The sequence below is a fragment of the Paenibacillus gansuensis genome, assembly GCF_042684925.1.
In the GTDB taxonomy this organism is placed as follows: domain Bacteria; phylum Bacillota; class Bacilli; order Paenibacillales; family DY6; genus Paenibacillus_N; species Paenibacillus_N gansuensis.
Window position 1 is genome coordinate 844591 of sequence record NZ_JBHUME010000007.1, and the last position, 24481, is coordinate 869071.

A 24481-nucleotide genomic window follows, 5' to 3' on the forward strand; every position below is an offset into this window, starting at 1 on the left:
TGAAAAATAGAGAAATCTGTAAACAAACAGATTGGAGGAGTCATGATGCTGCCGGATACAAATCACACCAATGACGACAGTTTTGCTTTACATACCGATTTATATCAGATAAATATGACCAAATCGTATTGGTCTGACGGGATTCACGATAAAAAAGCCGTATTCGAAATGTACTTTCGAAAGCTCCCTTTCGGTAACGGGTACGGCATTTTTGCCGGACTGGACCGGCTGGTCAGTTATTTGCAATCGTTCCGGTTCTCGGAAACGGATTTAGCTTATTTGCAGCATGAGATGGGCTATGAAGAAGAGTTTATTGCCTATTTGCGCACCGTTCGCTTTAACGGAACGCTGCGCTGTATGGTAGAAGGGGAGCTCGTGTTCGGAAACGAGCCGATACTGCGGGTAGAAGCAACTCTGGCGGTAGCCCAGCTGATCGAAACGGCGCTGCTCAACATCGTGAACTATCAGACGCTGATTGCCACAAAAGCTTCGCGGATGAAGCAGGTGATCGGGGATGAGACTGCTCTTGAATTCGGGACCCGGCGTGCCCAAGAAATGGACGCCGCTGTCTGGGGAGCCAGAGCCGCGATCATCGGCGGCTTTGATGCGACCAGCAACGTGCGTGCCGGCAAACTTTTCGGCATTCCTGTTGCCGGCACGCACGCCCATGCATTCGTCCAAGCTTACGAGGACGAATACACCGCTTTCCGCAAATACGCGGAGCATCACCGCGATTGCGTGTTTCTTGTAGACACGTACGACACGCTGCTTTCCGGCGTGCCGAACGCAATCCGTGTGGCCAAAGAGATGGGAGACCTGATCCGGTTTGTCGGGATCCGGCTGGACAGCGGCGATTTGGCCTACTTGTCTAAACGCGCGCGTGTAATGCTCGATGAGGCGGGCTTCTCCGATGCAAAAATCTTTGCATCCAATGACCTTGACGAGTACACCATTATCAACCTTCGCGCGCAGGGGGCCAGAATTAACGCCTGGGGCATCGGCACAAAGCTGATTACTTCTTACGAGCAAGCAGCTTTAGGTGCCGTGTATAAGCTCGTCGCCGTTGAGGACGAGAACGGCGGGATGCGGGACGTAATAAAAATATCGGGCAATCCCGAGAAAATCAGCACACCCGGCATGAAAAGGGTATACCGGATCATTAACAAGAATTCGGGTAAATCGGAAGGCGATTATATTGCGTTGGATCATGAGCGTCCGAATGAAGAGCCTTCCCTATATATGTTCCATCCTGTGCATACTTATCAAAGTAAAACGGTCAAAAACTTTGAGGCAAGAGAAGTGCATCGGACCGTGTTTGAAAATGGAAAGCTTATCTATGCGATCCCTTCCGTGGAGGAATCCAAATCTTACGCAGCCGCCAACTTGGAACTGTTATGGGATGAGTACAAGAGGTCCATGCACCCCGAAGAATATCCGGTGGATTTAAGTCCTGAATGCTGGGATAACAAGATGGAAATCATCGAATCCGTTAAAGTAAAGAGGGAGGAATAGACCATGATCCTAGAGAGCGCCGTACTGCCGGTAAAGCCTACGCTCCAGCCCGGTTTTGAAGAAGCCTTCCGCCAGGCTTCCGCCATTATCTCTTCCATGCAAGGATATATCAGGCATGAACTGCACCGCTGTATGGAGAATGGCAACCAGTATCTTCTGCTCGTATGGTGGGAGACACTCGAAGATCATACGGTAGGCTTCCGCCAATCGGAGCAATATCAGGAGTGGAGGAAGCTGCTGCATCATTTTTATGAGCCGTTTCCTGTGGTAGAGCATTATTCGGAAGTCAGTTTAGGGACCGGTTGAAAATCTAAAGGTACATTTAGACTGTATGTATAGTTTTTTCCAATTTGCGGATACTACCTGAAAAAAGGTGGTGATCCGCAATGTGCGAACGTTATTCGTTAACGTCTGAACTTAGTGAGCTGATGAAGCGGTACCAGGTTCGGAGCAATAAGGGAATGTATGCCAGACGTTTTAATATTTCTCCTACGCAAAACGTAGCGGTTATTGCAGAGAACAGGGAGGAACGATATCTCCAGGAGTTCCGTTGGGGGCTCTACCCGTTCTGGGCCAAAGATTCGATTAATGCGGACTGCAGAAAAATCCATGATAAACCCATATTCGAGCGGCTTCTGAAAAAGCAGCGCTGCATTATTCCCTGCAGCGGGTTCTATGCCTGGAAAACGCAAGGAAAGATACGCCAGCCGATGCATGTCGTTCTAAGAAACAGGGAAGTTTTCGCATTTGCGGGAATGTATGATGTCTGGATTACACCGCAAGGGGAAGAGGTTCGTACTTGTACGATTTTGACCACCAAACCTAATGCAGTCGTCTCCGCTTATCAGGACCGGATGCCCGTGATCCTTCAGGAGAAAGATATCGATGCCTGGCTGAGTCCCGAATACACGAATACAGCCTCGCTGGAGTGGATGCTGCAGCCGACCGGCGAGCATTTGATGGAGACCTATCCGGTTACGACACTTGTGAACAATACGGAGCACGAACAGCCGGACTGTGTCGAGGTGTATCCTTCCGGTTGGGCACTGATTAAAGAGTAAGAATAGAAAGGGCCAAAGAAAGAGCGGATCCCGCTCTTTTTTTGTTACCATATAAGAATGTCCACCGGCCGGTTGGAAGGCGGGGAGGAAATTCGGACTCCATCTCGAATGGATATGTTATCGAAGCAAGGGAGGATGACATATCATGAAGGAATGGGATTTAGGCGCATTGGAGAGCTTTACGTCGTTTCCGGCGGCAGTGGAGCAGGAGAGAGACAAATACTACATTTTGAAAAACGGGGAGAAATATAAGCTGGTTTCCCGTGATTGCCCGCATGCAGGATATACGGTAGAAGCGGAAGACGACGAAATCGTATGTCCGCTGCACGGTTGGACATTCGATGCTGAGACCGGGGTGTGCCAGAACGTACCTGTCCGGGAATTGGCTTGTTTTGAAATACAGGTGAAAGACGGGCATTTGATTGCTCTGATACAGAACTAAACAGAACGAGGCAAGTTATGTAGTATGGAAAAAGAAGCATCTCATGAGGCTTGCCTCGGAGATGCTTCTTTGCAGATTATTTCTTTTGAAAAATGGAAAGATACTGGCCGTATCCTTCTTCCTCAAGCTTAGCTTTCGGTATGAAACGCAAGGCTGCGGAGTTGATGCAGTACCGGAGTCCGCCCAATTCGCGGGGACCGTCATCAAATACATGACCGAGGTGGGAATCAGCGTCTTTGCTCCGGACCTCCGTCCTTACCATATGATGTGTAGTGTCCACATGCTCGGAAACCTTACTTTCCGAAAGCGGTTTGGAGAAGGAAGGCCAGCCGCAGGAAGAATCGAATTTATCCAGAGAGCTGAACAAAGGTTCGCCCGATACGATATCGACGTACAAGCCTTCTTCGGAATGTCTCCAAAATTCATTCGTAAACGGAGCTTCGGTTCCGTTATTCTGCGTCACGTGGTATTGTATGGGAGTCAAGCGGTCTTTTAGGGCAGGATCGTTCTTAAACTTGTTGGACATGAAACCATCTCCTTAACAGATATATTGGCGTTGAGTTAAGCTGTCTGCGTGCCTGCATTATATTATATCATGTATAAAAGGAGATATCCCCTTAGGGCACTTTGGCGGCTGCATGGCCAGAATACTGGATTTTAGCAGCGTTCTTGGAGCCCCGGAGGCAGTGCAAAAAGCCTGGACTTTGTCTTCCTGAACGGAGTAAATGAAAATTTCGCGCTGCGTAAAGTTCCCTTTGGCATCCATATAGATGATTTCGGCATGCCGTTTGACGTATTTCTCAACGTTTTTCATAAATACACCACCTATAGAACATCTGTTCTTATATTATAGCCCGGAACATGCTCCTTTTAAACTGGGAGTTCGTGGATTCATGTTCTGTTGGAGTTAGGGGAGAAAAGATGACATCGTTTACAGAGACGGTAATCAGCCTGATTCGGGGGATACCTGAAGGCTGTGTAACGACCTATGGACAAATTGCAAGATCAGCCGGAAGTCCGAGAGCGGCAAGGCAAGTCGTTCGTATTTTGCATTCGATGAGCAGCCGGTATCAGCTTCCATGGCACCGTGTCGTCAGCGGGAACGGGGAAATTAAAATCAGGGACGAAGAATCGTTCGAGCTGCAGAGATTCTTGTTGGAGTCGGAAGGCGTGGAACTGAACAGGGATCGTTTTGTGGATTTGGATAAATACGGATATGGACCTGTTGATTGAACTGACTGTGAAGGTTAATTAGTGGAGGATAATCATGGAAGGAAGGTTATTCTCATGGATTCATTCATTTACTTTACATAATAAATATTATGTTAACTAGTGGAGGCGGTATAAATGGGAATCACCCGATTGCGGGAGTGGATCGGTATGAGCAGCCGAATTGTGTTTTTTGGGGGAGCGGGAACTTCTACAGAGAGCGGCATACCGGATTTTCGTTCGGAAGCGGGTCTTTTTACCACAAAGCAGGGAAGCAGTCATTCCCCGGAAGAGATGCTGAGCCGTTCATTTTTTGAACAACATCCAAAGGAATTTTACAGGTTTTATTACAGAAAGATGATCCATGCGGATGCGGAGCCTAACAGCGGACATCAGGCCCTCGCGGAACTGGAGCATCGAGGGAAACTTCGCACAATCATTACGCAGAATATAGACGGGCTGCACCAAAAAGCGGGAAGCAAGTCCGTATTGGAGCTGCATGGTTCCGTTCACCGGAACTTTTGCGTACAATGCGCGGCATTCTATACACTGGAAGAGTTAATGTCCCTTGCGGGAGAAGTGCCCCTATGCGTCAAATGCGGAAGTATTGTGAAGCCCGGTGTGATTTTATACGAAGAACCGTTGGATATGCAGTTGTTTGCCGAGGCCGAAGCCGCCATACGCGAAGCGGATCTCATGATCGTCGCGGGGACGTCGTTGTCGGTGTATCCAGCGGCCAATTTGGTTCCTTATTTTCAAGGGGATCGACTGGCAGTTATCAATAAGAGCGAGACTGCTTACGACCGTTATGCCGGCTGCGTCGTCAGAGAGCCTTTTGCTCAAGTAATGAAGGAAGTTGTATATGACTAACATAAATTTGCCTATAGATGATGTTCTGGGGGAGCTTATGGATACTCTTTCAGATCATACGAATGCCATATTGATTGCCCCGCCCGGTTCGGGCAAAACCACCAGAGTGCCTTTAGCGCTGTTACATGCTTCCTGGCTGGGTGACCGCCGTATTCTTATGCTCGAGCCTCGGAGGCTGGCGGCGAAGTCTGTTGCGGCTTACATGGCCCGGCAGTTAGGGGAACAAGCCGGCGAAACAGTCGGTTACAGGGTGAAAATGGACACCAGAGTAAGCAAACGGACCAGGATCGAGGTTGTTACCGAAGGGGTTTTAACCAGCATGCTGCAGCAGGACCCGTCGCTTGACGGGGTTGGCGCCGTCCTGTTTGACGAGTTTCATGAGCGCAGCCTGCATGCTGATTTGGGGCTGGCCCTTTGCCTGCAGGCACAGCAGTTATTCAGGGAAGAGATGAGGCTGCTGGTTATGTCGGCAACGATGGATGCGGAGCCGGTCTCGCAGATCTTGAATCATGCCCCCGTCATCAGAGGGGAAGGCAGGATGTATCCTGTGGAAACGGTATACTATCCCGGTCATGGTGCCGAACGGCTGGAAGACAGAACGGTACGTGCGGTTAAACAGGCATTGCAGGACCATGACGGAGACATGCTGGTGTTTCTGCCTGGAGCAGGTGAAATTCGCCGTGCGGAGCGGAAGCTGAGAGAGTCAGGACTGTCTCCCGGCGTAAGGGTCGCGCCGCTCTACGGGAATTTGCCTCAGGCAGCACAGGAGGCCGCGATCGCGCCGGCGGTATCTGGACAGCGGAAGATCGTGCTATCGACGTCGATTGCGGAGACGAGTCTTACCGTTGAAGGAGTTCGTGTCGTGATCGACAGCGGATTAATGCGGGTTCCGCGGTTTTCGCCCCGGACGGGGATGACAAGGCTGGAGACGGTGCCCGTGTCCCGGGCCAGCGCCGACCAGCGCCGCGGCCGGGCGGGGCGCACTGCGCCGGGCGTCTGCTACCGTCTGTGGACGGAGCAGGAAGACCGGCGCCTCCCGCCGCGAAGCACACCGGAGGTGCTGGAGGCGGATCTTGCGCCGCTTGCGCTTGAGCTGGCGGCTTGGGGGGTTGGCGATCCGGCCGAGCTGGCGTGGCTGGATTTGCCGCCCGTTCCCGCGTACCGTCAGGCGCGGGAACTGCTGCACCTGCTCGGCGCGATAGCGGAGACAGGTGCGGTCACGCCCCATGGGCGGCGCATGGCCGCCCTGGGGATGCACCCGAGGCTCGCGCACATGGTGCTGCGGGCGGAGGGGCTGGGGCTGGCCAGGATCGCATGCGACCTGGCGGCGATGCTGGGCGAGCGCGACGTGGCGGTCCGCACCGGCGGCCGGGCGAAGACTGATGCGGATTTGAGCAGCCGCCTGGCGATGCTGCAAGAGGCGCGGACATGGCGCGGGGCTGACCTCCCTGATACGCTTGGCGGCATGGAGATCGATCCGGCGATATGCCGGCGTGTTATCGCGGAAGCGGATCATGCTCTGGCGGCTCTGCGCACTGAGGGAAGCGGTCGCGGAGCATTTGAGGCACCTAGGGAAGAGGATAACGAAACCTCCGCGGCAGAGGTAAGCGCCGTTGAGATGTGCGGGGTGCTCCTAGGATTCGCCTATCCGGATCGAATCGGCCAGCAGCGGAGCATCGGCAAATTCACGCTTGCTAACGGCAGGGGGGCTGAAGTTTCAGAGGGTCAGCAGCTTGCGGCGGAGCCCTATCTGGTAGCTGCAGAACTTGACGATCAAGGCACAGAAAGTAAGGTCTACCTGGGCGCAGGAATCAGTCTGGAGCAAATCAACCGATATTTTGCCGATATCATACGTGAAGAGCAGTCCGTTTACTGGGACCGGGAGGCTCAGACTGTCCGGACTTTTACGGTTCGGAAGATCGGGGCGGTCTTGATTCAAGAAACTCCTTCACAATCCCCGGATCCTGAACTTATGCTTCAAGCTTTATTGGACGGCATTCGTCAGGGCGGGCATAAGCTGCTGCCGTGGACGAAAGGGGACAGGCTGCTCCAAAGCCGGATGTCCTTCATGCATAAATACGATCCCGCGAACTGGCCCGATGTCTCGGACGAATCGCTGTTGAATCATTTGGAAGACTGGCTTGCGCCGCATGTGTACGGTATGAGAAACCGGAGCGACCTGCAGAAGATTCAGATAGGACATATTTTATCTGAGCTGATACCATGGGAGCAAAGGCAGGAACTGGACCGGCTGGTACCGCTGCAGCTTACCGTTCCAAGCGGATCCAGGATCACGCTTGATTACTCGGATCCAGAACAACCGGTTCTGGCTGCGAGGCTGCAGGAATTGTTCGGGATGAAAGAAACGCCGCGGATCGCCGGCGGCAGAGTTCCCGTCACCATTCACTTGTTATCCCCAGCCCGCAGGCCGGTTCAGGTTACCCAGGATTTAGCGAGTTTTTGGGAACATGCCTATTTTGAAGTGAAAAAGGACCTTAAAGGCCGCTATCCCAAACATTACTGGCCGGATAATCCGTTGGAAGCGGAAGCAACGAATAGGACTAAGCCGAGAAAATAATGAATGTTTGGTAAATATTTGTTGTAAGTGAACATATGTTCGTATATAATGAACGTAAGTTAGCTAGACGACTGGAGGAGAGACCGTGGGACGAGTGATTTCGTTTGAGATCAACAGCCAGGATCCGGAGAAAGCTTCATCCTTTTATAGTGAGGTATTCGGTTGGAAGATGGGGGAAGAGAACTGGGGATACCGCCAAGTATCAACGGGGGCGGGAAGCCAGGATCTGAAGGGATTGGACGGCGGCATCTCCGAGGGGCCTGCCGATTACCCGCATGGGGTCAGGCTGCATCTTGAAGTCGCCGATATGAATCAGGCAATCAGCCAAGCTGTCCTCCGGGGTGCGAAGATTGTCAGGGATAAGATGGAATTCGATGACTTCTTTCTGGCCTATCTGGTGGATCCTGTCGGCATCGGCTTGGGGCTTATTCAACCCAAAGCGGGCAGAACAGGGGAGAACGCGGGAACATAAAGATGGGCGGCTTGCGCCGCCCTGTCATTGAAAGGTTAAAATTCCGTTATCCTGCGTCTGCGGCGCCGGGTTGTTTAAGATCTTCCCGGATCAGGTCTGCAGTGAGCTGGCCGGACAGAGTGACCATAGGTACGCCGCCGCCCGGATGTGTAGAACCTCCGACAAAATACAGGTTGCTCAGCAGTTCGCTCCGGCTTGGAATTTTGAACCCGCCGTTCATTTTGCGGTCTGTAACCACACCGTATATGGATCCTCCGTTGGCGCCATATAGACTTTGCAGGTCATCCGGTGTGAACTGATATTCGAACTCAATGGATTTCCTCAATCCAGTCAATCCGTTCCGCTCTAGTTTGTCGAGCACCAGTTCGCGGTAACGCTCCCTATGCGGCTGCCATGATTCTCCGTCTTTCAGAGGCGGCACATGGGTCAGCACGAATAGATTCTCTTTTCCTTGCGGCGCCTGTGTCGGATCCGACTTTGAAGACACTCCGACATACACTGTCGGATCTTCCGTCGGAATCCCTTTTTCGAACATATCACTAAATTCACGTTCGGGATCTTGCGAGAAGAAGAAGTTGTGGTGCAGCAGCTTCTCGTAAGATTTGTTTACACCCAGAAGCAGTACCAGACCAGACACTGTCGGTGCGTATTTTTTAAGTTTTTCAGCCGCCTTCTCGGCTTGGCCGTGATTCTTAACGAGGGTGCGGTAAGCCGGAATAGCCTCCAGATTGGACACGATAAGGTCCGCCTGCAGGGTTTCACCGCTTTCCAACTTAACGCCTGCGGCTTTCGTTCCAGCCGTTTGAATTTCAGTTACTTTGGCATGGGTGCGAACCTCGGTACCCATCTCGGCAAGAACCTTCAGCATAGCTTCCGCGATTTTTCTCATGCCGCCTTTGACATAGAATATCCCTAGGCCCAGCTGCACATGAATCAATTGGGAGAGTACAGCAGGCGCTCCATAAGGGGAAGAGCCTACATACATAATAAAGAAATTAAACATCTGACGAAGATGAGGGTCCTTTATATACTTTCCGGTTACTTGATCCATAGAACGAAGCGGGTCCATGGCCAGCAGTTCCTTTAAAGAGTGCATGGCGCGCAGATCGGCTAGCCCTGTCAGGCTCTCTTTGTAGAAACTGGACATGCACAGTTCGTACATTTTCGCACAGTATTGCAGATAATCCATAAACCGGGCCGCATCTTTTTGCGATACGTTCCTGATTTCGTTTAGCATCGTAGGCAAATCTGCACTTACATCAATGTTAACCCCGTCTTCAAAGAACGTGCGCCATTGCGGCTCAACTCTTTGGAGGGTAAGGTAGTTTTCCAGTTTACGCCCGCAGCTTGTAAAAAGTTGTTCAAGCACCCATGGCATGGTGAGGATGGAAGGGCCTGTATCGAAAGTAAACCCTTGACCGCTGCGTATATTAAGTTTCCCTCCGGCACGTTCACCCTGCTCAAGCACCGTTACTTGGTGGCCGTCCGCCGTCAGCCGCATAGCTGCAGATAACCCCGCCAACCCGCCGCCGATTACAATTACACGTTTCTTTGCCAGCATAGACATACCGCTCATCCTCTCGTACTATAATCGTTCTAAGCTTATGTTTATGTATGATACCGTTACCAATATGGCAAGGCTTTAATGAGAATGCTTGTGTTACTGCCTTGGCTTAATGGGGTAACTACATATACTGCCTATTACCATCTATTACCACAGGCGAGATAAACTAAACTATTCCAGCGAATTCATTCCGGACGGGGGATTGATGTGTCGTTAACCGATGTAATCCTAGTGAGCAGCGGACTGATCTGCCTTGGCGTCTTGTTGGGCCGCATTGCGCTGCTGCCTCCTGCGGGAAGTGTTCCCGAAGAGGGGAATGACATTACCGTCATAATTCCGGCCAGGAATGAGGAAGCAAATTTGGGACCGCTGCTGGATTCCCTGCAGAAGCAGACTGTAAAGGCGTTCGAGGTCCTCGTCGTGGACGATTCTTCTACGGACCGGACCGCCGCCGTTGCTGCAGCCGGCGGCGCCAATGTGATCCAGGCGGCTCCGCTTCCGCCCGGATGGCAGGGCAAGGCGTGGGCATGCCGCACAGGAGCAGCAGAGGCGTCGGGACGCCTGCTGCTGTTCCTGGATGCGGACACGCGCCTTGCCCCCGACGCCCTGGCGAAGCTGGCGTCGGCGCAGTGCCGCCACGGCGGTCTGCTCGCGGTGCAGCCGTATCACACAGTGATCCGGCCCTACGAGCAGCTTTCCGCCGTGTTCAACCTTGTCGTCATTGCCTCCATGGGGGCGATGACGGTGCTCGGTCCAAAGGTGCGCCCTTCGGGCGCCTTCGGACCTTGCGTGATGTGCCGCCGCGACGATTACGAGCGTCTCGGCGGACACGAAGCTGTGCGGGGCGAGGTGTTGGAGAACTACGCGCTTGGGCGTCGCTTCCAAGCCTCGGGGCTGCCGCTCCACCTGTACAGCGGCAAAGGAACGGCAGCCTTCCGGATGTATCCGGAAGGCTTCGCGTCCCTGGCCGAAGGGTGGAGCAAGAACTTCGCCGGAGGGGCGGTTAGCCTCCGCCCATGGCTGCTTGCTGCGATCATCTGCTGGGTCGCGGGCATGATAACCATCTCGATACGCTTCATAACGACACTAATTTATGGAGTGTCCTCTTTCGGGGAAGGCATCGGTATTGCGGTTTTTTATGCTGCCTATGCCGCACTGCTGTTCATCCTACTGCGGCGTGCCGGCAGTTTTTCCTTCCTGACTTCCGTTTTCTTTCCTGTACCTGTTTCGGCTTTCGCAGGAATCTTCGCCCTTTCGGCCTACAAGACGTTTATTCGCCGCCAAGTCCGGTGGAAAGGCAGAATTGTCGATGCCGGATCCAAGGCCGCCAATAAGAAAACGTGATGTTTTAGGGAGGGAAGTCCTTTATGCAGGTATGGGTGCTGCCGACTGCTTGGAATATCATTCTTGATATAGCCGTTTGGCTGCTGATTCAAATGGGAGCCGCGATCTTCTGCAACCGGCTTCCCTTATCTTTTTTCGAACAGAGCCGCATACTTACGCGTATATACCCTTTTGAGCGCAATGGACGGTTCTATGAGCAATGGCTTAAGGTGAAGGCATGGAAAGCGCTGCTGCCCGATGGCAGCCGGTTATTTACCGGCGGGTTCGCCAAGAAGCGGCTGAAAGGTGCATCGGCAGTCTATTTGGAGAGATTTATTATGGAGACGAGGAGGGGGGAGCTTGCCCATTGGCTGGCCATGTTTCCTTTGCCCGTATTTCTGTTATGGTGCGACCTGCCTTCTTTTTTGATTATGTGTCTGTATGCTGCAGCTGCGAATATACCTTGCATCGCTGCCCAGCGTTATAACCGCATCCGCCTCCGTAGAATCACGGAGAAGGGTGGTAATTATTTGTAATTACTCGAATCCGGTTCCGCCCGCTGCAAGCCCTATGATACAATTAGTATCACGGCGTACATCGTTGTTTTTGCGTCGTTCCCGTATTTTGAGGGAACCACAAGAATAAGGAGAGGTTGCAGCAGCATGAAGAAATGGATTTGGATTACAATGCTTTTCATTTTGGGCTTTACTGCCATCGGATGGGTTCAACCGGCCGGAGCGGTACAATCAGCTACCTTGTCTTACGGCAAACGGGGAACGGATGTGCCTGATCTGCAGTACCGATTGAAAACAGTAGGGCTGTTCCAGGGGGAGATAACCTCTTATTATGGACCCAAAACAACCCGGGCGGTAAAATCCTTCCAGAAGCGGTACGGGTTGAAAGCGGATGGGATTACCGGGCCGACTACCTGGAAAAAACTCCGTAAAGTTTCTGTGAACCGGCATGAACTTGATCAGGTGGCGAGAATGATTTACGCAGAGGCCAGAGGCGAGCCTTACAAAGGGAAAGTTGCCGTAGGGGCAGTCATTATGAACCGCCTGTCCTCACCTGAGTTTCCGAAAACTGTGCATGGAGTTCTATTTCAACCTTGGGCATTCACTGCCGTGCATGACGGCCAGTATAAGCTTAAGCCGGATTACGCAGCCTACCAAGCGGCATTAGATGCAGTCAAAGGCCATGATCCTACCTATAATGCGCTATATTATTTCAATCCGCAGACCGCCACATCGAAGTGGATTTGGACCCGTAAGCAGACTGTGAAAATCGGAAGGCATATTTTTGCGGTGTAATGATAACTAAACAACGAAAGACTGGGACCTAGGGGTCCCAGTCTTTTTCGTTATAAAACAGCCATATTTGTGAAATTCATCATTGCATTACTGTGTGAGACGCAGCTGCAGCAGGGCACCAAGCTCCTCAGCCGTTTCCCAAAGCAATGGGCGAATTTCTTCCGAGGGGAAAGGAAGTTGGTGCTCGGCTGTTTTATGCAGAGTCCAGATAATCGGCATATCCTTGCCTTTTGCATAACCGGCCGCATAAAAAGCCTCAAGCGTCAGACCTGTTATATCTACAATCAATAATTCGCTGTGATTAATGGCTTGCACAGTTTCTGCCAGAATATCACCGGTACGCTTAACCTCCGGGACATGTACCTGATATCCGCATTGTTCGATTTTGGGCAGAATCCACTCACTCCAGTCTGAGCGCAGATCCGGGTCGGAAGACATCACGATACAGCAGTGTTTTAAAGTTTCGGCGAGAGCCGCGGCGAGAGCCGTTCTCCAGCCTTTTTCCGTCAATTTGATTGTCGGCCCTACACGATCCAACAGAAAATCCGTCTTAAGCTGCTCCATAATATATACGAATTCCTGCATATTAGGGGAATAGGTTAAGTTGTAGCTGTGCGCAAGCTGGTGAATGATGACAGGGTCGTTCGGCCCTTCCGCATGCCTGTGCAAATATTGAAGAAGCTTTTCGGCCTTACTTTCGATCGTAATGGGTACGATAGGCGATCGTTCGATCTGCTCCAGACTATCTACTGTAATATGGACTGCTTGCTTCAAATCCGTTACTTCCCTTATGTATGCCGATACAATATGGAACATTTCCCGTTTCCGGCTGTGCGGCAACGTATTAAAAGGCTCATAGCAAGAAGCGCTCATTTCATAAGAACCGTCAGGAGTGCAGTAGCAGTCCCGAAATACGAAACCTTCCGAAGTAACCTTCGCATATACAATTTTTTCGCAGAACAGGCATCGTTTCTGTTCAATAGACATAACAAATCATCCTTTCCTATGAAGATGCTTCACTCAGAAGAGGTTAGGTTTAAAAATAGCACAACAGTTACGCGGGTACAACGCAAAACAGGGAATTGGAAACATTTATGAAGGAATATCATGCATTCTCCGGAATGAAACGATCTCTTCGCCTAAAGGACGGCGTAGGCCGGATCACCTTGCACAGTTCCGGATATTTCTCAATCATTCCTCAAAGAATTGGGTAATTCAACTCAACCGCATTTACATGAACAGGGGAGGAACTTTTATGCTATGGTCTGTAAACAGCTGGACTTTTGGGCGGCATCTTGGGCCGCTTCACCTTACGGAATGGGATCCGGAAAAGCAGCAGACGAAAGAAACAATAGAGGATTATCCGGAAACATGGACGCTTTCAACATGGGCTTCGCAGCTTTCGGAAAGGGGATATCAGTCTGCTGAGTTGTCATATGCCCACCTTATAGATCAGGACGAAGAGCTGGTTAAGGTGAAAGAAGCGTTTGATGCGGCAGGTATCCAAATTGCTTCTGTTCTTTTAGACTATGGTGATCTATCGAGCAGTGACTCTGTGCGAAGGGATGCCGATATCGCATGGTGCAAAAAGTGGATAGAAGCCGCTTCCAAGCTTGGAGCGTCAAGAGTAAGGGTAGTGGCGGGGGAATCGGTTCCGGAGGATAAGAATTCACTTGAACGAGCCGCTAAAGCCCTTTGCGAATTAGCTGCATATGCCGAGCACTATCAACTGCGTGTTGTGACCGAAAACATAGGGGAACTGCTGTCTACAGCGGACCAATGCCTCACGCTGCTTGATTTATGCAAAGATCAGCTCGGTTTTACTGCGGACTACGGGAATTTCACAAGAGATCATTTGGATCAGCTGGAGAAGGTGCTTCCTTTTGCAGAAACGGTCCATGCCAAAATGCGTAATTTCCCGAACGGGGAGCCGGATACGGAAGATTTTCGGGCATGCCTCGCGCTGACTTCAGCCTCAGGTTTCGATGGAGTGTTGTCTTTGACTTACCTTGGTGATCAGGATCCATGGAAAGCACTGGTAAAGCTTCGCTCCGCAGCTGAAACGGAGCTCCGCCCAAGTCAGCGTATGGAAGCTTGATTCCAAAGTGTTTTCAGGTCTCTTTTTAGAGGCCTGTTTTTGCTGAGCTGTTTGAGTTGCCCAGCAGCCTGTAGTAAACTTAGATAAGATTTGAACTAGTACATAATTACGTAAATTCAATGGCGGGAGATGACCAGGAACATGACGAAATCATTACCTTTGCACAAACACGGTATCGAGGGCAGCAGGCTGGTTTTAGGCTGTATGGGGTTGGGAGGCGGCTGGGACAGCAGTCCGGTTACTTCCGAGCACCTCCGTCAGGCGCATGACGCGGTGGAAGCGGCTTTGTCCATCGGTATCAATATGTTTGATCATGCGGATATTTACACGCGGGGTAAGGCTGAGCAAGTATTCGGACAGGTGCTGAAAGACAGGCCGGAGCTGCGTGAATCCATTATTCTTCAATCGAAATGTGCGATACGTTTTGCCGAGGAAAGCGGAGTTCCCGGCCGGTACGATTTTTCAGAGGAGCATATACATAAAAGTGTTGACGGTATTCTTAAAAGGCTCGGCGTGGAATACCTCGACATTCTCCTGCTTCATCGCCCCGACCCGTTAATGGATCCTGAAGAAGTAGCCAAAACACTTTCGGATCTGAAGTCATCCGGAAAAGTGCGCCGGTTCGGCGTTTCTAACATGAGTGCGGCTCAAATTCAACTGCTGCAGCACTATACCGATGAAAAATTTGTAGTAAACCAACTTGAGATGAGCTTAGCGAAGCTGGGATGGCTGAACAGCGTCGTACAATTGAACACCGAATCCGCTAAAAACGATATTTTCCCCGAAGGAACGGTGGAATTTTGTCGTATGGAAAACATTCAAATTCAAGCTTGGGGTCCGTTGGCTAAAGGTGTTTTTTCCGGAGCGTCCACGGCAGATCAGCCAGAATCTGTTCAAACAACCGCTAAATTGGTAGAACAACTGGCCGAGGAGAAGAACACCACCGCTGAGGCGATTGTCCTTGCATGGCTGATGAAACATCCGGCCGGCATTCAGCCGGTAATCGGTACAGCCAATGCTGACCGTATTCGTGCATGCCGCGACGCGGAGCAAGTTACGCTTACCCGTGACGAATGGTACACTTTGTATGTCAGCTCCAGAGGAGTGCCTTTGCCGTAATGGATCAGCAACACATTTTAGAGCAAGCCAGGCTTGCCGTGCAAAAAAAAATGGGCGATGACAGCTCAGGACATGATTGGTGGCATACTTACCGTGTAGCGGAAACAGCTAAAACGATAGCCGCGGAGGAACATGCCGATGTATTTCTCTGTGAATTGACCGCACTGCTACACGATATGGCGGACGAGAAGCTGAATGACGACCCTGAACAGGCTTCCCGGGATCTGTACGCTTGGATGTTAAACACCGGTGTGGAGTTGACAGCTGTCGATCATGTCATGGACATCATTTCGACGATGTCCTTTAAGGGCGGTAACCGTCCTCCTGTCCGCACGCTCGAAGGGAAGATTGTACAGGACGCGGACAGGCTGGATGCGATCGGAGCGATGGGAATTGCCAGAGTATTTGCCTACTCCGGTTGGAAAGGCAGGCCCATACACGATCCGCGGATGTCTCCACGAGAGCAATTGACACCCGAACAATATAGAAACGGGAACGATACGGCGATCAATCATTTTTATGAAAAACTGCTGAAACTGAAAGATTTGATGAATACGACCACGGGCCGGAACATGGCTGCCGAGCGGCACAAGTTTATGGAACTGTACTTGGATCAGTTTTATGCGGAGTGGGAAGGACAACGATAAGTAACGATGGGACCTCTTTCAGGGGTCCTTTTTCATTGGCTGCAAAAGGGAGGAGGAGGCTGCTTGAACATCGAATAGATACAAGATCGGAGGTGTTATTGTGATCAATCCATGGAAAGCATTACTTTTTGACTTGGACAATACGCTGCTGGACCGGACCTTGACCTTTTCTAAGTTTACGGACAAGCTCCTGGATACTTTCGCAACAGCACTTACTACGGATGAAAAAAACAGATGGAGCAGCCTAATAATAGAGCTGGACAATGACGGGTACAAAAACAAAAAGGAATTATTTCATGACATTCTGCCGCTCCTTCCGTGGAAGGACAAACTGGCAGCTGATCAACTGTGGGATTTCTATACACGGGAATATCCGGCTAATGCTGAATTAATGCAGGGAACAAGGAAGCTGTTGGATTATTGCAAAGGCAAGTATAGTCTAGGTTTGATTACAAATGGCCTAACTGAGATTCAATACGGTAAAATTGACATTTTGGGGATTCGAGGGTATTTTGACGTTATTTTAGTTTCAGAGCAAGCGGGAGTGAAAAAGCCGGACCGGACTATTTTCGAAATGGCTCTTATGAAGCTGAATATGAAACCAACGGAGAGCTTATACGTAGGCGATCATCCTAAAAATGATATCGAAGGCGCAGCCTCTGCCGGAATGAAATCGATTTGGATGAAAAGAAACCAGCCCTGGCCTGAAAGTGTTACCGTAAAACCTATACATACCGTGTCAAGCGTGCACGAACTACTAAGTTATCTTAAGGAGCAAACTAATGAAAATAGCGCTGATCCTGTTTGACGGGCTAACGTTTCTGGACTTAGTCGGCTTTTACGATGTCATTTACAGGTTAAAGCAGTTTGAGCCGACGGCAGGTGCATCGTGGGACTTTTGTGCGCTGAAAGAAGACATTACGGATGAGTTGGGCCTGACGGTCAAAGCAGGAGTGATTAAGCCGGATTTATCACAATATGACATGGTTTTCATACCTGGGGGAATGGGGACACGTCAACTAAGATTTGATTTGCAGTTCATTGACTGGCTCAAGACGGCTTCACAGGTGAAATACAAGGTTTCGGTTTGCACAGGATCGTTATTAATGGGGGCCGCCGGATTTTTGAGCAGTTCCAAAGCGACCACCCATCCTTTGGCTTATGAGCTGCTCGAACCCTATTGCCGGGAGGTGATCCGATCCCGGATTGTAAAAGACGGAAATTTGATTACAGCCGGGGGCGTCAGTACTTCCATCGATCTAGGGTTATATCTGATCCGGTTGTTTGCCGGCAGCGAGGCCGAAAAGCAGGTGAAACAACAAATTGACTATCCTTATGCAACGCAAGGGATTGTTGAGGTTGCTGATCCTATCATAGAGGCGGATGAATCCCATTGAACTCCCCAATCGTTATCGGTATTGCCGGAGGCTCCGGCAGCGGAAAGACTACATTAAGCAGAAAAATATATGATGCTCTGACGAAGTATAAAGTTGAACTCATTGAAATGGACCGATTTTATAAACATGAACGCGTGCAGTCCCGATCCCCATTTTCCAACCAAGTGTATGAAGACTTTGATCATCCCGATTCGATCGACAGTACAAGCATTCAACAAAAATTATCCCTGATCATGAAATCAGGTACATCTGACATAGTGATCATTGAGGGATTTATGCTGTTCCACTTCGAAACGCTCAAGGAGATGCTTGATATAAAAGTTTATGTAGACTGCCCGCCGGACGAGAGACTGCTCAGAAGAGTCTCAAAATTAGCAGGTTGGGGGATACAGGAAGAGGACTATTCCGATTATCTGCAGTTGATAAGAACGAGGCATGAGCAGTATGTAGAACCTTGTAAATGGCATGCCGACATCATATGTAATGGATTAAGCCAAACATCTCTAGCGGTAGATCTGATTTCCTGCTATGTAAGCAAACAAAAACCCCTCAAATGAGGGGCCCTGCCATTCTAATAATTTTGTGTATTGTTCGGCTTGGTTTTGCCTGTCATGGAGGAGATCTGTCCCATCAACTTGTCACGGGATTGTTTGTTTCTGAGCAAATAAGCGGCTCCAAGACCAATCGCTGTAAACATTGAACGTTTGCTTAACATATGAATGACCTCCTATTGGTTCTTGTTTTTTTGTTTCATGGTATGAATTAACCTTGTCTATGCTAAACCAAACCTTTGCAATATTAGAATGCTATTAAAAAGTCATGAGAGATCCATGGCGGAAATGGAGAAACATCATATGAGGTTCACTTTTAGGCCCATGGCCATCGATGATTACGAAGCTGCTTTTGCTTTATGGGAGAAAACACCGGGCATGGTTCTCAATCAGTCCGACTCCCAAGAGGCTGTCCGTAAATTTTTGGGGCGCAATCCCGGTCTGAGCTTCGTATGCTTTGACGGTGAGACACTGATCGGATCTGTACTATGCGGACACGACGGCAAAAGGGGATTTTTGTACCACGCGGCAGTTGATGAAGATTATAGGGGCTCCGGAATCGGACGGGAACTGATAACGCGGTGTTTGGACGGGCTAAAAGAGGAAGAGATCATCCGCTGCTATTTGTTTGTGTTGGAGGACAATGAGCTTGGAAGCCTTTACTGGGAGCGGTCCGGATGGACGAAGCGTGACGGAATTCTGTTGTTTTCGAAGGATACCTAGTCTTTGGACAGGAGGGCGAAGAATAGTATACTGAAAAGGAAGGGGGAGCGTAATGAATTATCCTGCAGGTTTTTGGATTAGGTTTGGGGCAAGTTTGTTAGATGGAATTATCGTTGGTATCCCGGTAGCGATTGTGGCAGCGATTCTGTTAGGGGTTCTGCTGACGATTCGTTAAGTCGCCTGCTGATGTTCTTGTACGGTTGGCTGGTCCCGGCATTATGGAACGGGGCGACGGTAGGGAAGAAAATGTGCGGCATCCGTATTCAGAAGAGGGATGGTTCCAATCCCGGTATCGGCACTATGCTGCTGCGTGTGGTTTCTTCGGCACTGATCTACGGATTGACCGTGGGGATTGCGCTGGTGGTGAGCGCCTTTATGGTGGGGCTCCGCGAAGATAAACGATCGATTCATGATATGATAGCCGGCACCGAGGTCGTGCACGGATAGAAACAGGAGGACGCAAGAGTTCATGCCAAAACAGATTAACGAGCAAGATGTAATCCGGTTTATCGAACAAAAGACGAAAATCAATGCCAAACATATTGCCGAGGTATTAAAATTTGGGCAGTCCTATTTGAACAGTGTCAAAGCCAATGCCAGGGGAGAGGTCGACATTGATATGGACGATATTGTCGACTATGTACTAAAGCGCCCGGGAATGAAGTTAAATGAGCTTCAGGTGGAGGAAATCCTTGAAACCGAGATGGATTATCTGATCAAAAAGGGAATTGCCAGTTACGGCGACTAATGAAAGGCCCGCTGCATGAGCAGCGGGCCTTTACATTATAGTGTATTGATAGCCAAAAGTTCGAACTGGATTTGTCCCACAGGTGCATTTACCGTAACAATATCCCCTACGGTCTTGCCCATCAGAGCTACTCCCAACGGACTTTCGTACGAAATTTTATTCTCCGACGCATCCGCTTCTGCAGGTCCCACAATCCGGTACTCGATTTTTTCGGAAAACTCAATGTCATTCAAGGTCACAACGGATCCGATGTTCACCTTGGACGTGTCGGAGTGCTCCACCACCTGGGCTCTCTTCAGTATTCTCTCGATAGTCAGAATACGTGTCTCCATGTGAGCCTGATCGTCCTTGGCGGAATGGTATTCACTATTCTCCTTAAGATCCCCGTAGCTAATGGCTGTTTTAAGTCTGCTCGCCAATTCTTTGCGTTTCACCGTTTTCAATTCTTCCAGTTCTTCTTCCAGCTGCTTCAACCCTTGCGGGGTTAGGATGACTTGCTCATCTGCCATGTTTGCATCTCCTTATGCACCTTAGGTGCCACTCACGTTTGGTACTATTCTACACTAATTTCCGCCCGGATGCGAAAAAGCTGCGTGCATTACATGCAAAACTTCCCTGCAGCGAACCAGGCGCTTATACTGTGTCACCGGGAATAGGCGGCTGTTTGATGGGAATATGCGTCCGTTATCTTTTTCGAAGTTCAAAAAATTCACAGGCATCCCGCTCAAAATAAGCAACATCGCTCACATCGGTTTGAACAACAACCGTTTCCTCGGTAAAGCGGATGACGCGGCCGCCGGAAGATACGATGTGATCGTCTTGAAAAACACGGATCATACGCTGCAATTCCAGCACTTCCTGAAAATCGGAATCCGTTGTCAGCCTTCGGTTAATCGCCATTTTCGTAAATCTCCTTTACATCATTAGGTCTTTTTATTATAACAGATAGGACATATGATTTTGCCAAAATAGGAACGCTCGTGATACGATAGGTTCAAAAAAGGGGGTGCAGCTCCATGGAAACTGATGAACAAGCCCTGCCTTCCGTTGACGGTTGTTGCGGAGATGAGCGGAAAAGCCATCACACGGAGAAAACCAAGAGCAATTTGATCAGCAGGTTGAACAGGATTGAAGGACAGGTCCGCGGCATTAAGGGAATGATCGAGAAGGATGTCTACTGTGACGATGTTTTGAATGTGATTTCCTCCGTGCAGTCCGCATTGAACGGGGTAGGAAAGATGCTGCTGGAGCATCACATGAAAAGCTGTGTCGTAGAGCGGATACAGGATGGAGACACAGAGGTCATACAGGAACTGTTGACAACGATGAACAAGCTGATGAAATAAGATAGAAAAGACGCCCGAAAGGGCGTCTTTTTTGATACAAGAAAGAACAAGGTTTAATTACTTCACTTGTTTCGGCTTAAACCAGCCGAAGGGCTTGCCTATTGGAAGAAAGACATATCCGAAATGCGGATTCAGCACAGCTGCAGCGGATCCATAGAAGGAGACCAGTGCAATGCCCAGCTCTGCAATTCCTGCCAGCCTGTGGCTGAATTCAGGTGCGATGCCGAAAGTCGTTAACGTCAAACCGATAAACAGAATATCAATCAGAACAAAAATGATAAACAGCACCTTATGCGTTTCGGAGGCGCCTAGTGTCATAAACAGGCTGAAGATCAGATATCCGGCAAAAGCCAAGCCCAGTTGATGAGGATCCGCCGCGGAATGAAGCGCTTCTCCCAGCGCCCCTGCCTGGATCAGCCACGTCAAGCCTACGCCGAGCCAAAAGAGGCCGAACGCGCCGAACGCCGTGCTTCCGAACGTATTGTTATGTTTGGCATCCTGAACCGCTGCGAACAGCTGGGCTGCTCCGCCAAGAAACACGGCCCATGGCAGAAGCAGTGCTGTACCGTCGGTCCATCCCAATTTCTGCGAGGATGCTGCCAGAGTGACGATGGCCAAGCCGAACAATCCGAGGGCGGATGGATCTGCCGTGACCAGTTGAATTTGTTGTTTTGATTCCTTCATGCTGCGGTGGTTCCCCCTGTTTTGTAACATTTTAGTACTCTTATCCTTAGTTATTCCCTTGGATGACATACTTGAACACGATACAAAATGGGGGGCTCCATGTCAATGGATGATTTTGGATTATATCGAGGAGGTTTTGTCCTCCCTATACCACAAGCGGGATAAAAGAACGCCCAGCCCTCCTAGTCCAAGGAACAGAATGGCACGAACAAAGACGGATACGGCCGGAAGGTCCCAAAAAACGACTTTCATTAAAGTGAGCAGCAATAAGGCGATTCCCAGGATACGCAGGTTTTTATGTTTATTTCTCATCCCCGTCAGAATGACCGCAACAGCATAGGCTGCCCAAACGGCGGATACCGATAAATGCTGAATGCCGGCAGGAAACCCTGAAGCCAGTATGTTGCTCACATCAGTCAGAAAAAGGAGTACTACAACCGACAACATCACAAGAATTGTCCTTCCGCCGGATGCCTTCCAAGCTTCTTCTGGCTGATTCCGCAGCAAAAAGTACATTCCGTATGCCGTGGACAGCAATATGATCCAAATAGCCGAATTCCATGAAAGGATACGTTCCATCCCCTCGATAAGAATAGGAACAGAGGAGATAATGCCTAGTGCGTAAATGATCAGCGAATTGACCTTTTGAAACCTGGAGCGTATCTTTTGGCCTAACATGTATCCTATGAATCCTTCCGCTAGAAGAAGTCCGGGCAATGCCCCTTCCGCATGTACAGCGCTGAACAGAAACAGCAGCAGTGCATAACAGCCTAAGGTTATCGAGTAGGGCAAATTTTGACGGCGGGATCGTTTTATCATTACAATAGAAACCGAAGCATAAACCAACGTGAACACCAGCATAAGCAGTTCAAAGCCGGCATCTCCGAGACTGAAACCGGACCACAAGGCGGCAAGGGCAAAACTCGCCAAAAACGCCTTGAGCTGCGGCTTTGGTAATCGTCCAATGAAGAAGGCACCTGCAATGACCGCATGTTGGACCAAGACTCCCCAAACCAGAACCCCGGAATGTCCTTCCTTGAGTACGAAGATCGCAAAGGCGGCATGAAGGAGTAAGAACGAAACATAAAAGAGCTTGGTAAAACCGAAACGGATCGCATATACAAGAAATGTCACATACAGCAAGGATTCGTAGATTGTGAAGAAAACCGCTGCCGGTTCTGCGCTGCGGACCAGGAACGGAGCCATAACACCCGCCGCACTTGCAATGACCGCAATGCCCTGCAGCTTATAATTGTAGGAGAGCCACAACGAAGCAACAACGAGAACAACGGTAAACCCGAAGGCTGCTGATTCAGGAATGAGCTGATACCAGTTTGCGGCAGCGTATGCTGTCAACATGTATAGGCCGACAGCCCCGCCCATCAAAACTTGGGCTAACAGTTCACGATGCTTCTCCTGCTCGCGGATTCCCCAGAATAAAAGAAATGTCCCGGCAGCAAAACCCAGCAAGCACCGGACCGGCTCATTCAACAAGCCGGAGTCGACCGCTGCTTTAAAGCTCCACACCATTCCAGCCATCAGGACAAGCATAAATATGCGCGGGAGCCAGATTTTCGCCAGCACATGCTCCCAATCCACAGCCGGATGCTGGGGGCGGGGAGGTCTGGCTGTTCCCGGATGAGGGGTCCCGCCTTGGCGGACAGGCTCTTCTTGATCCTTCACGCGATATGGAGCAGGAGTTTCCCTTTGTTTCCGTTCTTGTTCCTGTCCAGACCGATTCCCGGCGTCTTGCCGAAGTTTCTCCATCTGCTGTTCGAGTTCAAGCACTTTACGTTCTAATTGTTCCAACCGTTCGTTGGCATTCATTGGAATTCACCTCTTTTTAGAATGTAATGATCCTTACGTTGTTTGTAAAGCATTGTTTTGCCGGCATGCTGGACATGCTGTTTACTATAGGAGGTTGTTTTATGGGTACTATTTTGGTTACAGGATTTACCGGTACCGTCGGACGCGAGGTCGCTGACGCGCTGATTTCGATGGGAGAGAGCCCGGTATGCGCGGTGCGGAACCCAGGGAAGGCCGAAGCTGATTTCGCTGGGTCGTACGAGTTTGTTAAACTGGATTATAACGACCCGCAAACTTACGGATCTGCCTTAAAGGGCATCGACCGTGTCTTTCTAATGTTCCCTCCCGAAATTTCCTTTGCAGCGTTTCACGCGTTCATCGGGAAAATGAAAGAGGAAGCTGTTAAGCACATCACCTATCTCTCGCTGAAAGATGTCCAGTACGTTCCGTTTCTGCCTCATTTTAAAAATGAAAAGGAAATAAAGCGGACAGGGATACCCTATACCTTTTTAAGGGCCGGTTACTTTATGCAAAATTTAAATCTGTTCCTTCTGGATGAGCTGAGGGAGGAAGACCGGATTTTTGTCGCAGCGGGAAGGGGGAAAACAAGCTTTATCGATGTCCGGGACATCGCGGAAGTTGCTGCTTTATCCCTTATCGAACCGGAGAAGCACCGGAACGCCAGTTATCCTCTGACCGGAAGCGAATCGCTTGATTTCTTCAAAGTAGCGGACATGATGACGGAGGTGTTGGGTCGTAAGATTACCTATACGAACCCAACCGTGAAAGACTTTAAAATCCGCATGCTGTCCAAAGGACTTGATTCCGGCTATGTACAGGTGGTTACCGGCATTCATTTTGCTACGAAACTGGGCCTGGCCAAGGGGGTTACCAAGGTGTTCCAGGAACTGACCGGCAAACAGCCCCGTTCTATGAAACAATATTTAGAAGACTACAAACCGATATGGAAGCAAGCAGGCCGGTAACCTTAGGGTTATCGGCTTTTTTTGAACATTTCCTC

General features: G+C 50.0%; 29 protein-coding genes and 2 pseudogenes. 22 read left to right on the forward strand and 9 right to left on the reverse strand.

Annotation, left to right across the window (positions count from 1 at the left end; translation table 11 throughout):
- The first annotated feature begins 42 nt into the window (after positions 1-42).
- From ACFSUF_RS11755 to ACFSUF_RS11770, 4 genes are all read left to right on the forward strand, one after another.
- On the forward strand, positions 43-1512 hold the full coding sequence (locus ACFSUF_RS11755) for a nicotinate phosphoribosyltransferase (RefSeq protein WP_377603021.1): 1470 nt from the start codon (positions 43-45) through the stop codon (positions 1510-1512).
- 3 nt (positions 1513-1515) lie between these two features.
- The gene (locus ACFSUF_RS11760) at positions 1516-1818 is read left to right on the forward strand and encodes an antibiotic biosynthesis monooxygenase family protein (protein ID WP_377603023.1); all 303 of its coding nucleotides are present in this window, start codon (positions 1516-1518) and stop codon (positions 1816-1818) included.
- Positions 1819-1898: 80 nt separating this feature from the next.
- Positions 1899-2573, forward strand: coding sequence for an SOS response-associated peptidase (locus tag ACFSUF_RS11765; protein ID WP_377603025.1), 675 nt, complete (start codon positions 1899-1901; stop codon positions 2571-2573).
- Between the two features lie 145 nt (positions 2574-2718).
- Complete coding sequence (locus ACFSUF_RS11770; protein WP_377603027.1) at positions 2719-3015, forward strand: Rieske (2Fe-2S) protein; 297 nt, start codon at positions 2719-2721, stop codon at positions 3013-3015.
- A gap of 76 nt (positions 3016-3091) precedes the next feature.
- Here the strand turns inward: ACFSUF_RS11770 and msrB are convergent.
- Positions 3092-3514: pseudogene (gene msrB, locus ACFSUF_RS11775) on the reverse strand (peptide-methionine (R)-S-oxide reductase MsrB); the annotation flags it as partial.
- 84 nt (positions 3515-3598) lie between these two features.
- Positions 3599-3829, reverse strand: a complete 231-nt coding sequence (locus ACFSUF_RS11780; protein WP_377603029.1) for a hypothetical protein — start codon at positions 3827-3829, stop codon at positions 3599-3601.
- A 107-nt stretch (positions 3830-3936) separates the two neighbouring features.
- Here ACFSUF_RS11780 and ACFSUF_RS11785 point away from each other — a divergent pair, with 107 nt between their 5' ends.
- From ACFSUF_RS11785 to ACFSUF_RS11800, 4 genes are all read left to right on the forward strand, one after another.
- Positions 3937-4248, forward strand: coding sequence for an MGMT family protein (locus ACFSUF_RS11785; protein ID WP_377603030.1), 312 nt, complete (start codon positions 3937-3939; stop codon positions 4246-4248).
- Positions 4249-4362: 114 nt separating this feature from the next.
- Complete coding sequence (locus ACFSUF_RS11790) at positions 4363-5094, forward strand: NAD-dependent protein deacylase (RefSeq protein WP_377603032.1); 732 nt, start codon at positions 4363-4365, stop codon at positions 5092-5094.
- A complete protein-coding gene (gene hrpB, locus ACFSUF_RS11795) occupies positions 5087-7672 on the forward strand; it encodes an ATP-dependent helicase HrpB (RefSeq protein WP_377603034.1) in 2586 nt (861 codons plus the stop codon). The genes ACFSUF_RS11790 and hrpB overlap by 8 nt, the downstream gene beginning before the upstream one ends.
- A gap of 85 nt (positions 7673-7757) precedes the next feature.
- Complete coding sequence (locus ACFSUF_RS11800) at positions 7758-8144, forward strand: VOC family protein (protein WP_377603036.1); 387 nt, start codon at positions 7758-7760, stop codon at positions 8142-8144.
- A gap of 46 nt (positions 8145-8190) precedes the next feature.
- On the opposite strand, the gene ACFSUF_RS11805 is transcribed toward ACFSUF_RS11800, so the two are convergent.
- Complete coding sequence (locus ACFSUF_RS11805) at positions 8191-9711, reverse strand: phytoene desaturase family protein (RefSeq protein WP_377603038.1); 1521 nt, start codon at positions 9709-9711, stop codon at positions 8191-8193.
- 204 nt (positions 9712-9915) lie between these two features.
- Here ACFSUF_RS11805 and ACFSUF_RS11810 point away from each other — a divergent pair, with 204 nt between their 5' ends.
- The 3 genes from ACFSUF_RS11810 (at position 9916) to sleB (ending at position 12341) form a co-directional block, all read left to right on the forward strand.
- Complete coding sequence (locus ACFSUF_RS11810) at positions 9916-11052, forward strand: glycosyltransferase (protein ID WP_377603040.1); 1137 nt, start codon at positions 9916-9918, stop codon at positions 11050-11052.
- Between the two features lie 23 nt (positions 11053-11075).
- Positions 11076-11567: a glycosyl-4,4'-diaponeurosporenoate acyltransferase CrtO family protein gene (locus ACFSUF_RS11815; RefSeq protein ID WP_377603042.1), complete on the forward strand. Its 492-nt coding sequence runs from the start codon at positions 11076-11078 to the stop codon at positions 11565-11567.
- Between the two features lie 126 nt (positions 11568-11693).
- Positions 11694-12341, forward strand: coding sequence for a spore cortex-lytic enzyme (gene sleB, locus ACFSUF_RS11820; protein ID WP_377603044.1), 648 nt, complete (start codon positions 11694-11696; stop codon positions 12339-12341).
- Positions 12342-12428: 87 nt separating this feature from the next.
- Here sleB and ACFSUF_RS11825 read toward each other — a convergent pair whose 3' ends face one another.
- A complete protein-coding gene (locus ACFSUF_RS11825; protein WP_377603046.1) occupies positions 12429-13328 on the reverse strand; it encodes a hypothetical protein in 900 nt (299 codons plus the stop codon).
- A 268-nt stretch (positions 13329-13596) separates the two neighbouring features.
- Here ACFSUF_RS11825 and ACFSUF_RS11830 point away from each other — a divergent pair, with 268 nt between their 5' ends.
- From ACFSUF_RS11830 to ACFSUF_RS11855, 6 genes are all read left to right on the forward strand, one after another.
- Positions 13597-14439, forward strand: coding sequence for a sugar phosphate isomerase/epimerase family protein (locus tag ACFSUF_RS11830; RefSeq protein ID WP_377603048.1), 843 nt, complete (start codon positions 13597-13599; stop codon positions 14437-14439).
- 141 nt (positions 14440-14580) lie between these two features.
- Entirely contained in the window at positions 14581-15558 is a 978-nt protein-coding gene (locus ACFSUF_RS11835; RefSeq protein ID WP_377603050.1) for an aldo/keto reductase, read from the forward strand.
- On the forward strand, positions 15558-16205 hold the full coding sequence (locus ACFSUF_RS11840; protein WP_377603052.1) for an HD domain-containing protein: 648 nt from the start codon (positions 15558-15560) through the stop codon (positions 16203-16205). Before ACFSUF_RS11835 ends, ACFSUF_RS11840 begins: the two co-directional genes overlap by 1 nt.
- A 100-nt stretch (positions 16206-16305) precedes the next feature.
- Positions 16306-17013 carry an HAD family hydrolase gene (locus tag ACFSUF_RS11845; RefSeq protein ID WP_377603054.1) on the forward strand — a complete coding sequence of 236 codons (708 nt, stop codon included), beginning with the start codon at positions 16306-16308 and terminating at the stop codon, positions 17011-17013.
- A complete protein-coding gene (locus ACFSUF_RS11850; RefSeq protein ID WP_377603056.1) occupies positions 16988-17602 on the forward strand; it encodes a DJ-1/PfpI family protein in 615 nt (204 codons plus the stop codon). The genes ACFSUF_RS11845 and ACFSUF_RS11850 overlap by 26 nt, the downstream gene beginning before the upstream one ends.
- A complete protein-coding gene (locus tag ACFSUF_RS11855) occupies positions 17599-18159 on the forward strand; it encodes an AAA family ATPase (RefSeq protein WP_377603058.1) in 561 nt (186 codons plus the stop codon). The genes ACFSUF_RS11850 and ACFSUF_RS11855 overlap by 4 nt, the downstream gene beginning before the upstream one ends.
- 14 nt (positions 18160-18173) lie before the next feature.
- On the opposite strand, the gene ACFSUF_RS11860 is transcribed toward ACFSUF_RS11855, so the two are convergent.
- Complete coding sequence (locus ACFSUF_RS11860) at positions 18174-18317, reverse strand: hypothetical protein (protein ID WP_377603060.1); 144 nt, start codon at positions 18315-18317, stop codon at positions 18174-18176.
- A 139-nt stretch (positions 18318-18456) separates the two neighbouring features.
- On the opposite strand from ACFSUF_RS11860, the gene ACFSUF_RS11865 reads away from it, so the two are divergent.
- The 3 genes and pseudogenes from ACFSUF_RS11865 to ACFSUF_RS11875 all read left to right on the forward strand — a co-directional run bounded on the left by ACFSUF_RS11865 (position 18457) and on the right by ACFSUF_RS11875 (position 19624).
- The gene (locus ACFSUF_RS11865; protein WP_377603062.1) at positions 18457-18876 is read left to right on the forward strand and encodes a GNAT family N-acetyltransferase; all 420 of its coding nucleotides are present in this window, start codon (positions 18457-18459) and stop codon (positions 18874-18876) included.
- Between the two features lie 52 nt (positions 18877-18928).
- Positions 18929-19323 (forward strand): annotated as a pseudogene (locus ACFSUF_RS11870) (RDD family protein).
- A gap of 22 nt (positions 19324-19345) precedes the next feature.
- On the forward strand, positions 19346-19624 hold the full coding sequence (locus ACFSUF_RS11875) for a hypothetical protein (protein ID WP_377603064.1): 279 nt from the start codon (positions 19346-19348) through the stop codon (positions 19622-19624).
- 35 nt (positions 19625-19659) lie between these two features.
- Here ACFSUF_RS11875 and greA read toward each other — a convergent pair whose 3' ends face one another.
- Together greA and ACFSUF_RS11885 are read right to left on the reverse strand one after the other, a co-directional pair.
- Positions 19660-20133: a transcription elongation factor GreA gene (gene greA, locus ACFSUF_RS11880; protein ID WP_377603066.1), complete on the reverse strand. Its 474-nt coding sequence runs from the start codon at positions 20131-20133 to the stop codon at positions 19660-19662.
- A 175-nt stretch (positions 20134-20308) separates the two neighbouring features.
- Complete coding sequence (locus ACFSUF_RS11885) at positions 20309-20524, reverse strand: hypothetical protein (RefSeq protein ID WP_377603068.1); 216 nt, start codon at positions 20522-20524, stop codon at positions 20309-20311.
- Positions 20525-20640: 116 nt separating this feature from the next.
- On the opposite strand from ACFSUF_RS11885, the gene ACFSUF_RS11890 reads away from it, so the two are divergent.
- Positions 20641-20970 carry a metal-sensitive transcriptional regulator gene (locus tag ACFSUF_RS11890; RefSeq protein WP_377603070.1) on the forward strand — a complete coding sequence of 110 codons (330 nt, stop codon included), beginning with the start codon at positions 20641-20643 and terminating at the stop codon, positions 20968-20970.
- 57 nt (positions 20971-21027) lie between these two features.
- Here ACFSUF_RS11890 and ACFSUF_RS11895 read toward each other — a convergent pair whose 3' ends face one another.
- Complete coding sequence (locus tag ACFSUF_RS11895; protein ID WP_377603072.1) at positions 21028-21654, reverse strand: acetate uptake transporter; 627 nt, start codon at positions 21652-21654, stop codon at positions 21028-21030.
- 120 nt (positions 21655-21774) lie between these two features.
- Positions 21775-23481: a DUF2339 domain-containing protein gene (locus tag ACFSUF_RS11900; RefSeq protein ID WP_377603074.1), complete on the reverse strand. Its 1707-nt coding sequence runs from the start codon at positions 23479-23481 to the stop codon at positions 21775-21777.
- Between the two features lie 101 nt (positions 23482-23582).
- On the opposite strand from ACFSUF_RS11900, the gene ACFSUF_RS11905 reads away from it, so the two are divergent.
- Positions 23583-24446 (forward strand): SDR family oxidoreductase, encoded by an 864-nt coding sequence (locus tag ACFSUF_RS11905; RefSeq protein WP_377603076.1) that lies wholly within the window; start codon positions 23583-23585, stop codon positions 24444-24446.
- Positions 24447-24481: the final 35 nt, after the last annotated feature.

Bases quoted from the DNA above. Each gene is read 5' to 3' on its own strand.
- ACFSUF_RS11890 (WP_377603070.1), top strand. From the start codon at position 20,641: ATGGAAACTGATGAACAAGCCCTGCCTTCCGTTGACGGTTGTTGCGGA.
- ACFSUF_RS11850 (WP_377603056.1), top strand. From the start codon at position 16,988: ATGAAAATAGCGCTGATCCTGTTTGACGGGCTAACGTTTCTGGACTTA.
- ACFSUF_RS11760 (WP_377603023.1), top strand. From the start codon at position 1,516: ATGATCCTAGAGAGCGCCGTACTGCCGGTAAAGCCTACGCTCCAGCCC.
- ACFSUF_RS11830 (WP_377603048.1), top strand. From the start codon at position 13,597: ATGCTATGGTCTGTAAACAGCTGGACTTTTGGGCGGCATCTTGGGCCG.
- ACFSUF_RS11780 (WP_377603029.1), bottom strand. From the start codon at position 3,829: ATGAAAAACGTTGAGAAATACGTCAAACGGCATGCCGAAATCATCTAT.
- ACFSUF_RS11875 (WP_377603064.1), top strand. From the start codon at position 19,346: ATGCCAAAACAGATTAACGAGCAAGATGTAATCCGGTTTATCGAACAA.
- ACFSUF_RS11805 (WP_377603038.1), bottom strand. From the start codon at position 9,711: ATGTCTATGCTGGCAAAGAAACGTGTAATTGTAATCGGCGGCGGGTTG.
- ACFSUF_RS11815 (WP_377603042.1), top strand. From the start codon at position 11,076: ATGCAGGTATGGGTGCTGCCGACTGCTTGGAATATCATTCTTGATATA.
- ACFSUF_RS11905 (WP_377603076.1), top strand. From the start codon at position 23,583: ATGGGTACTATTTTGGTTACAGGATTTACCGGTACCGTCGGACGCGAG.
- hrpB (WP_377603034.1), top strand. From the start codon at position 5,087: ATGACTAACATAAATTTGCCTATAGATGATGTTCTGGGGGAGCTTATG.
- ACFSUF_RS11785 (WP_377603030.1), top strand. From the start codon at position 3,937: ATGACATCGTTTACAGAGACGGTAATCAGCCTGATTCGGGGGATACCT.
- ACFSUF_RS11835 (WP_377603050.1), top strand. From the start codon at position 14,581: ATGACGAAATCATTACCTTTGCACAAACACGGTATCGAGGGCAGCAGG.
- ACFSUF_RS11770 (WP_377603027.1), top strand. From the start codon at position 2,719: ATGAAGGAATGGGATTTAGGCGCATTGGAGAGCTTTACGTCGTTTCCG.
- ACFSUF_RS11895 (WP_377603072.1), bottom strand. From the start codon at position 21,654: ATGAAGGAATCAAAACAACAAATTCAACTGGTCACGGCAGATCCATCC.
- ACFSUF_RS11900 (WP_377603074.1), bottom strand. From the start codon at position 23,481: ATGAATGCCAACGAACGGTTGGAACAATTAGAACGTAAAGTGCTTGAA.
- ACFSUF_RS11790 (WP_377603032.1), top strand. From the start codon at position 4,363: ATGGGAATCACCCGATTGCGGGAGTGGATCGGTATGAGCAGCCGAATT.
- ACFSUF_RS11860 (WP_377603060.1), bottom strand. From the start codon at position 18,317: ATGTTAAGCAAACGTTCAATGTTTACAGCGATTGGTCTTGGAGCCGCT.
- ACFSUF_RS11865 (WP_377603062.1), top strand. From the start codon at position 18,457: ATGAGGTTCACTTTTAGGCCCATGGCCATCGATGATTACGAAGCTGCT.
- ACFSUF_RS11755 (WP_377603021.1), top strand. From the start codon at position 43: ATGATGCTGCCGGATACAAATCACACCAATGACGACAGTTTTGCTTTA.
- ACFSUF_RS11765 (WP_377603025.1), top strand. From the start codon at position 1,899: ATGTGCGAACGTTATTCGTTAACGTCTGAACTTAGTGAGCTGATGAAG.
- ACFSUF_RS11825 (WP_377603046.1), bottom strand. From the start codon at position 13,328: ATGTCTATTGAACAGAAACGATGCCTGTTCTGCGAAAAAATTGTATAT.
- sleB (WP_377603044.1), top strand. From the start codon at position 11,694: ATGAAGAAATGGATTTGGATTACAATGCTTTTCATTTTGGGCTTTACT.
- ACFSUF_RS11885 (WP_377603068.1), bottom strand. From the start codon at position 20,524: ATGGCGATTAACCGAAGGCTGACAACGGATTCCGATTTTCAGGAAGTG.
- greA (WP_377603066.1), bottom strand. From the start codon at position 20,133: ATGGCAGATGAGCAAGTCATCCTAACCCCGCAAGGGTTGAAGCAGCTG.
- ACFSUF_RS11840 (WP_377603052.1), top strand. From the start codon at position 15,558: ATGGATCAGCAACACATTTTAGAGCAAGCCAGGCTTGCCGTGCAAAAA.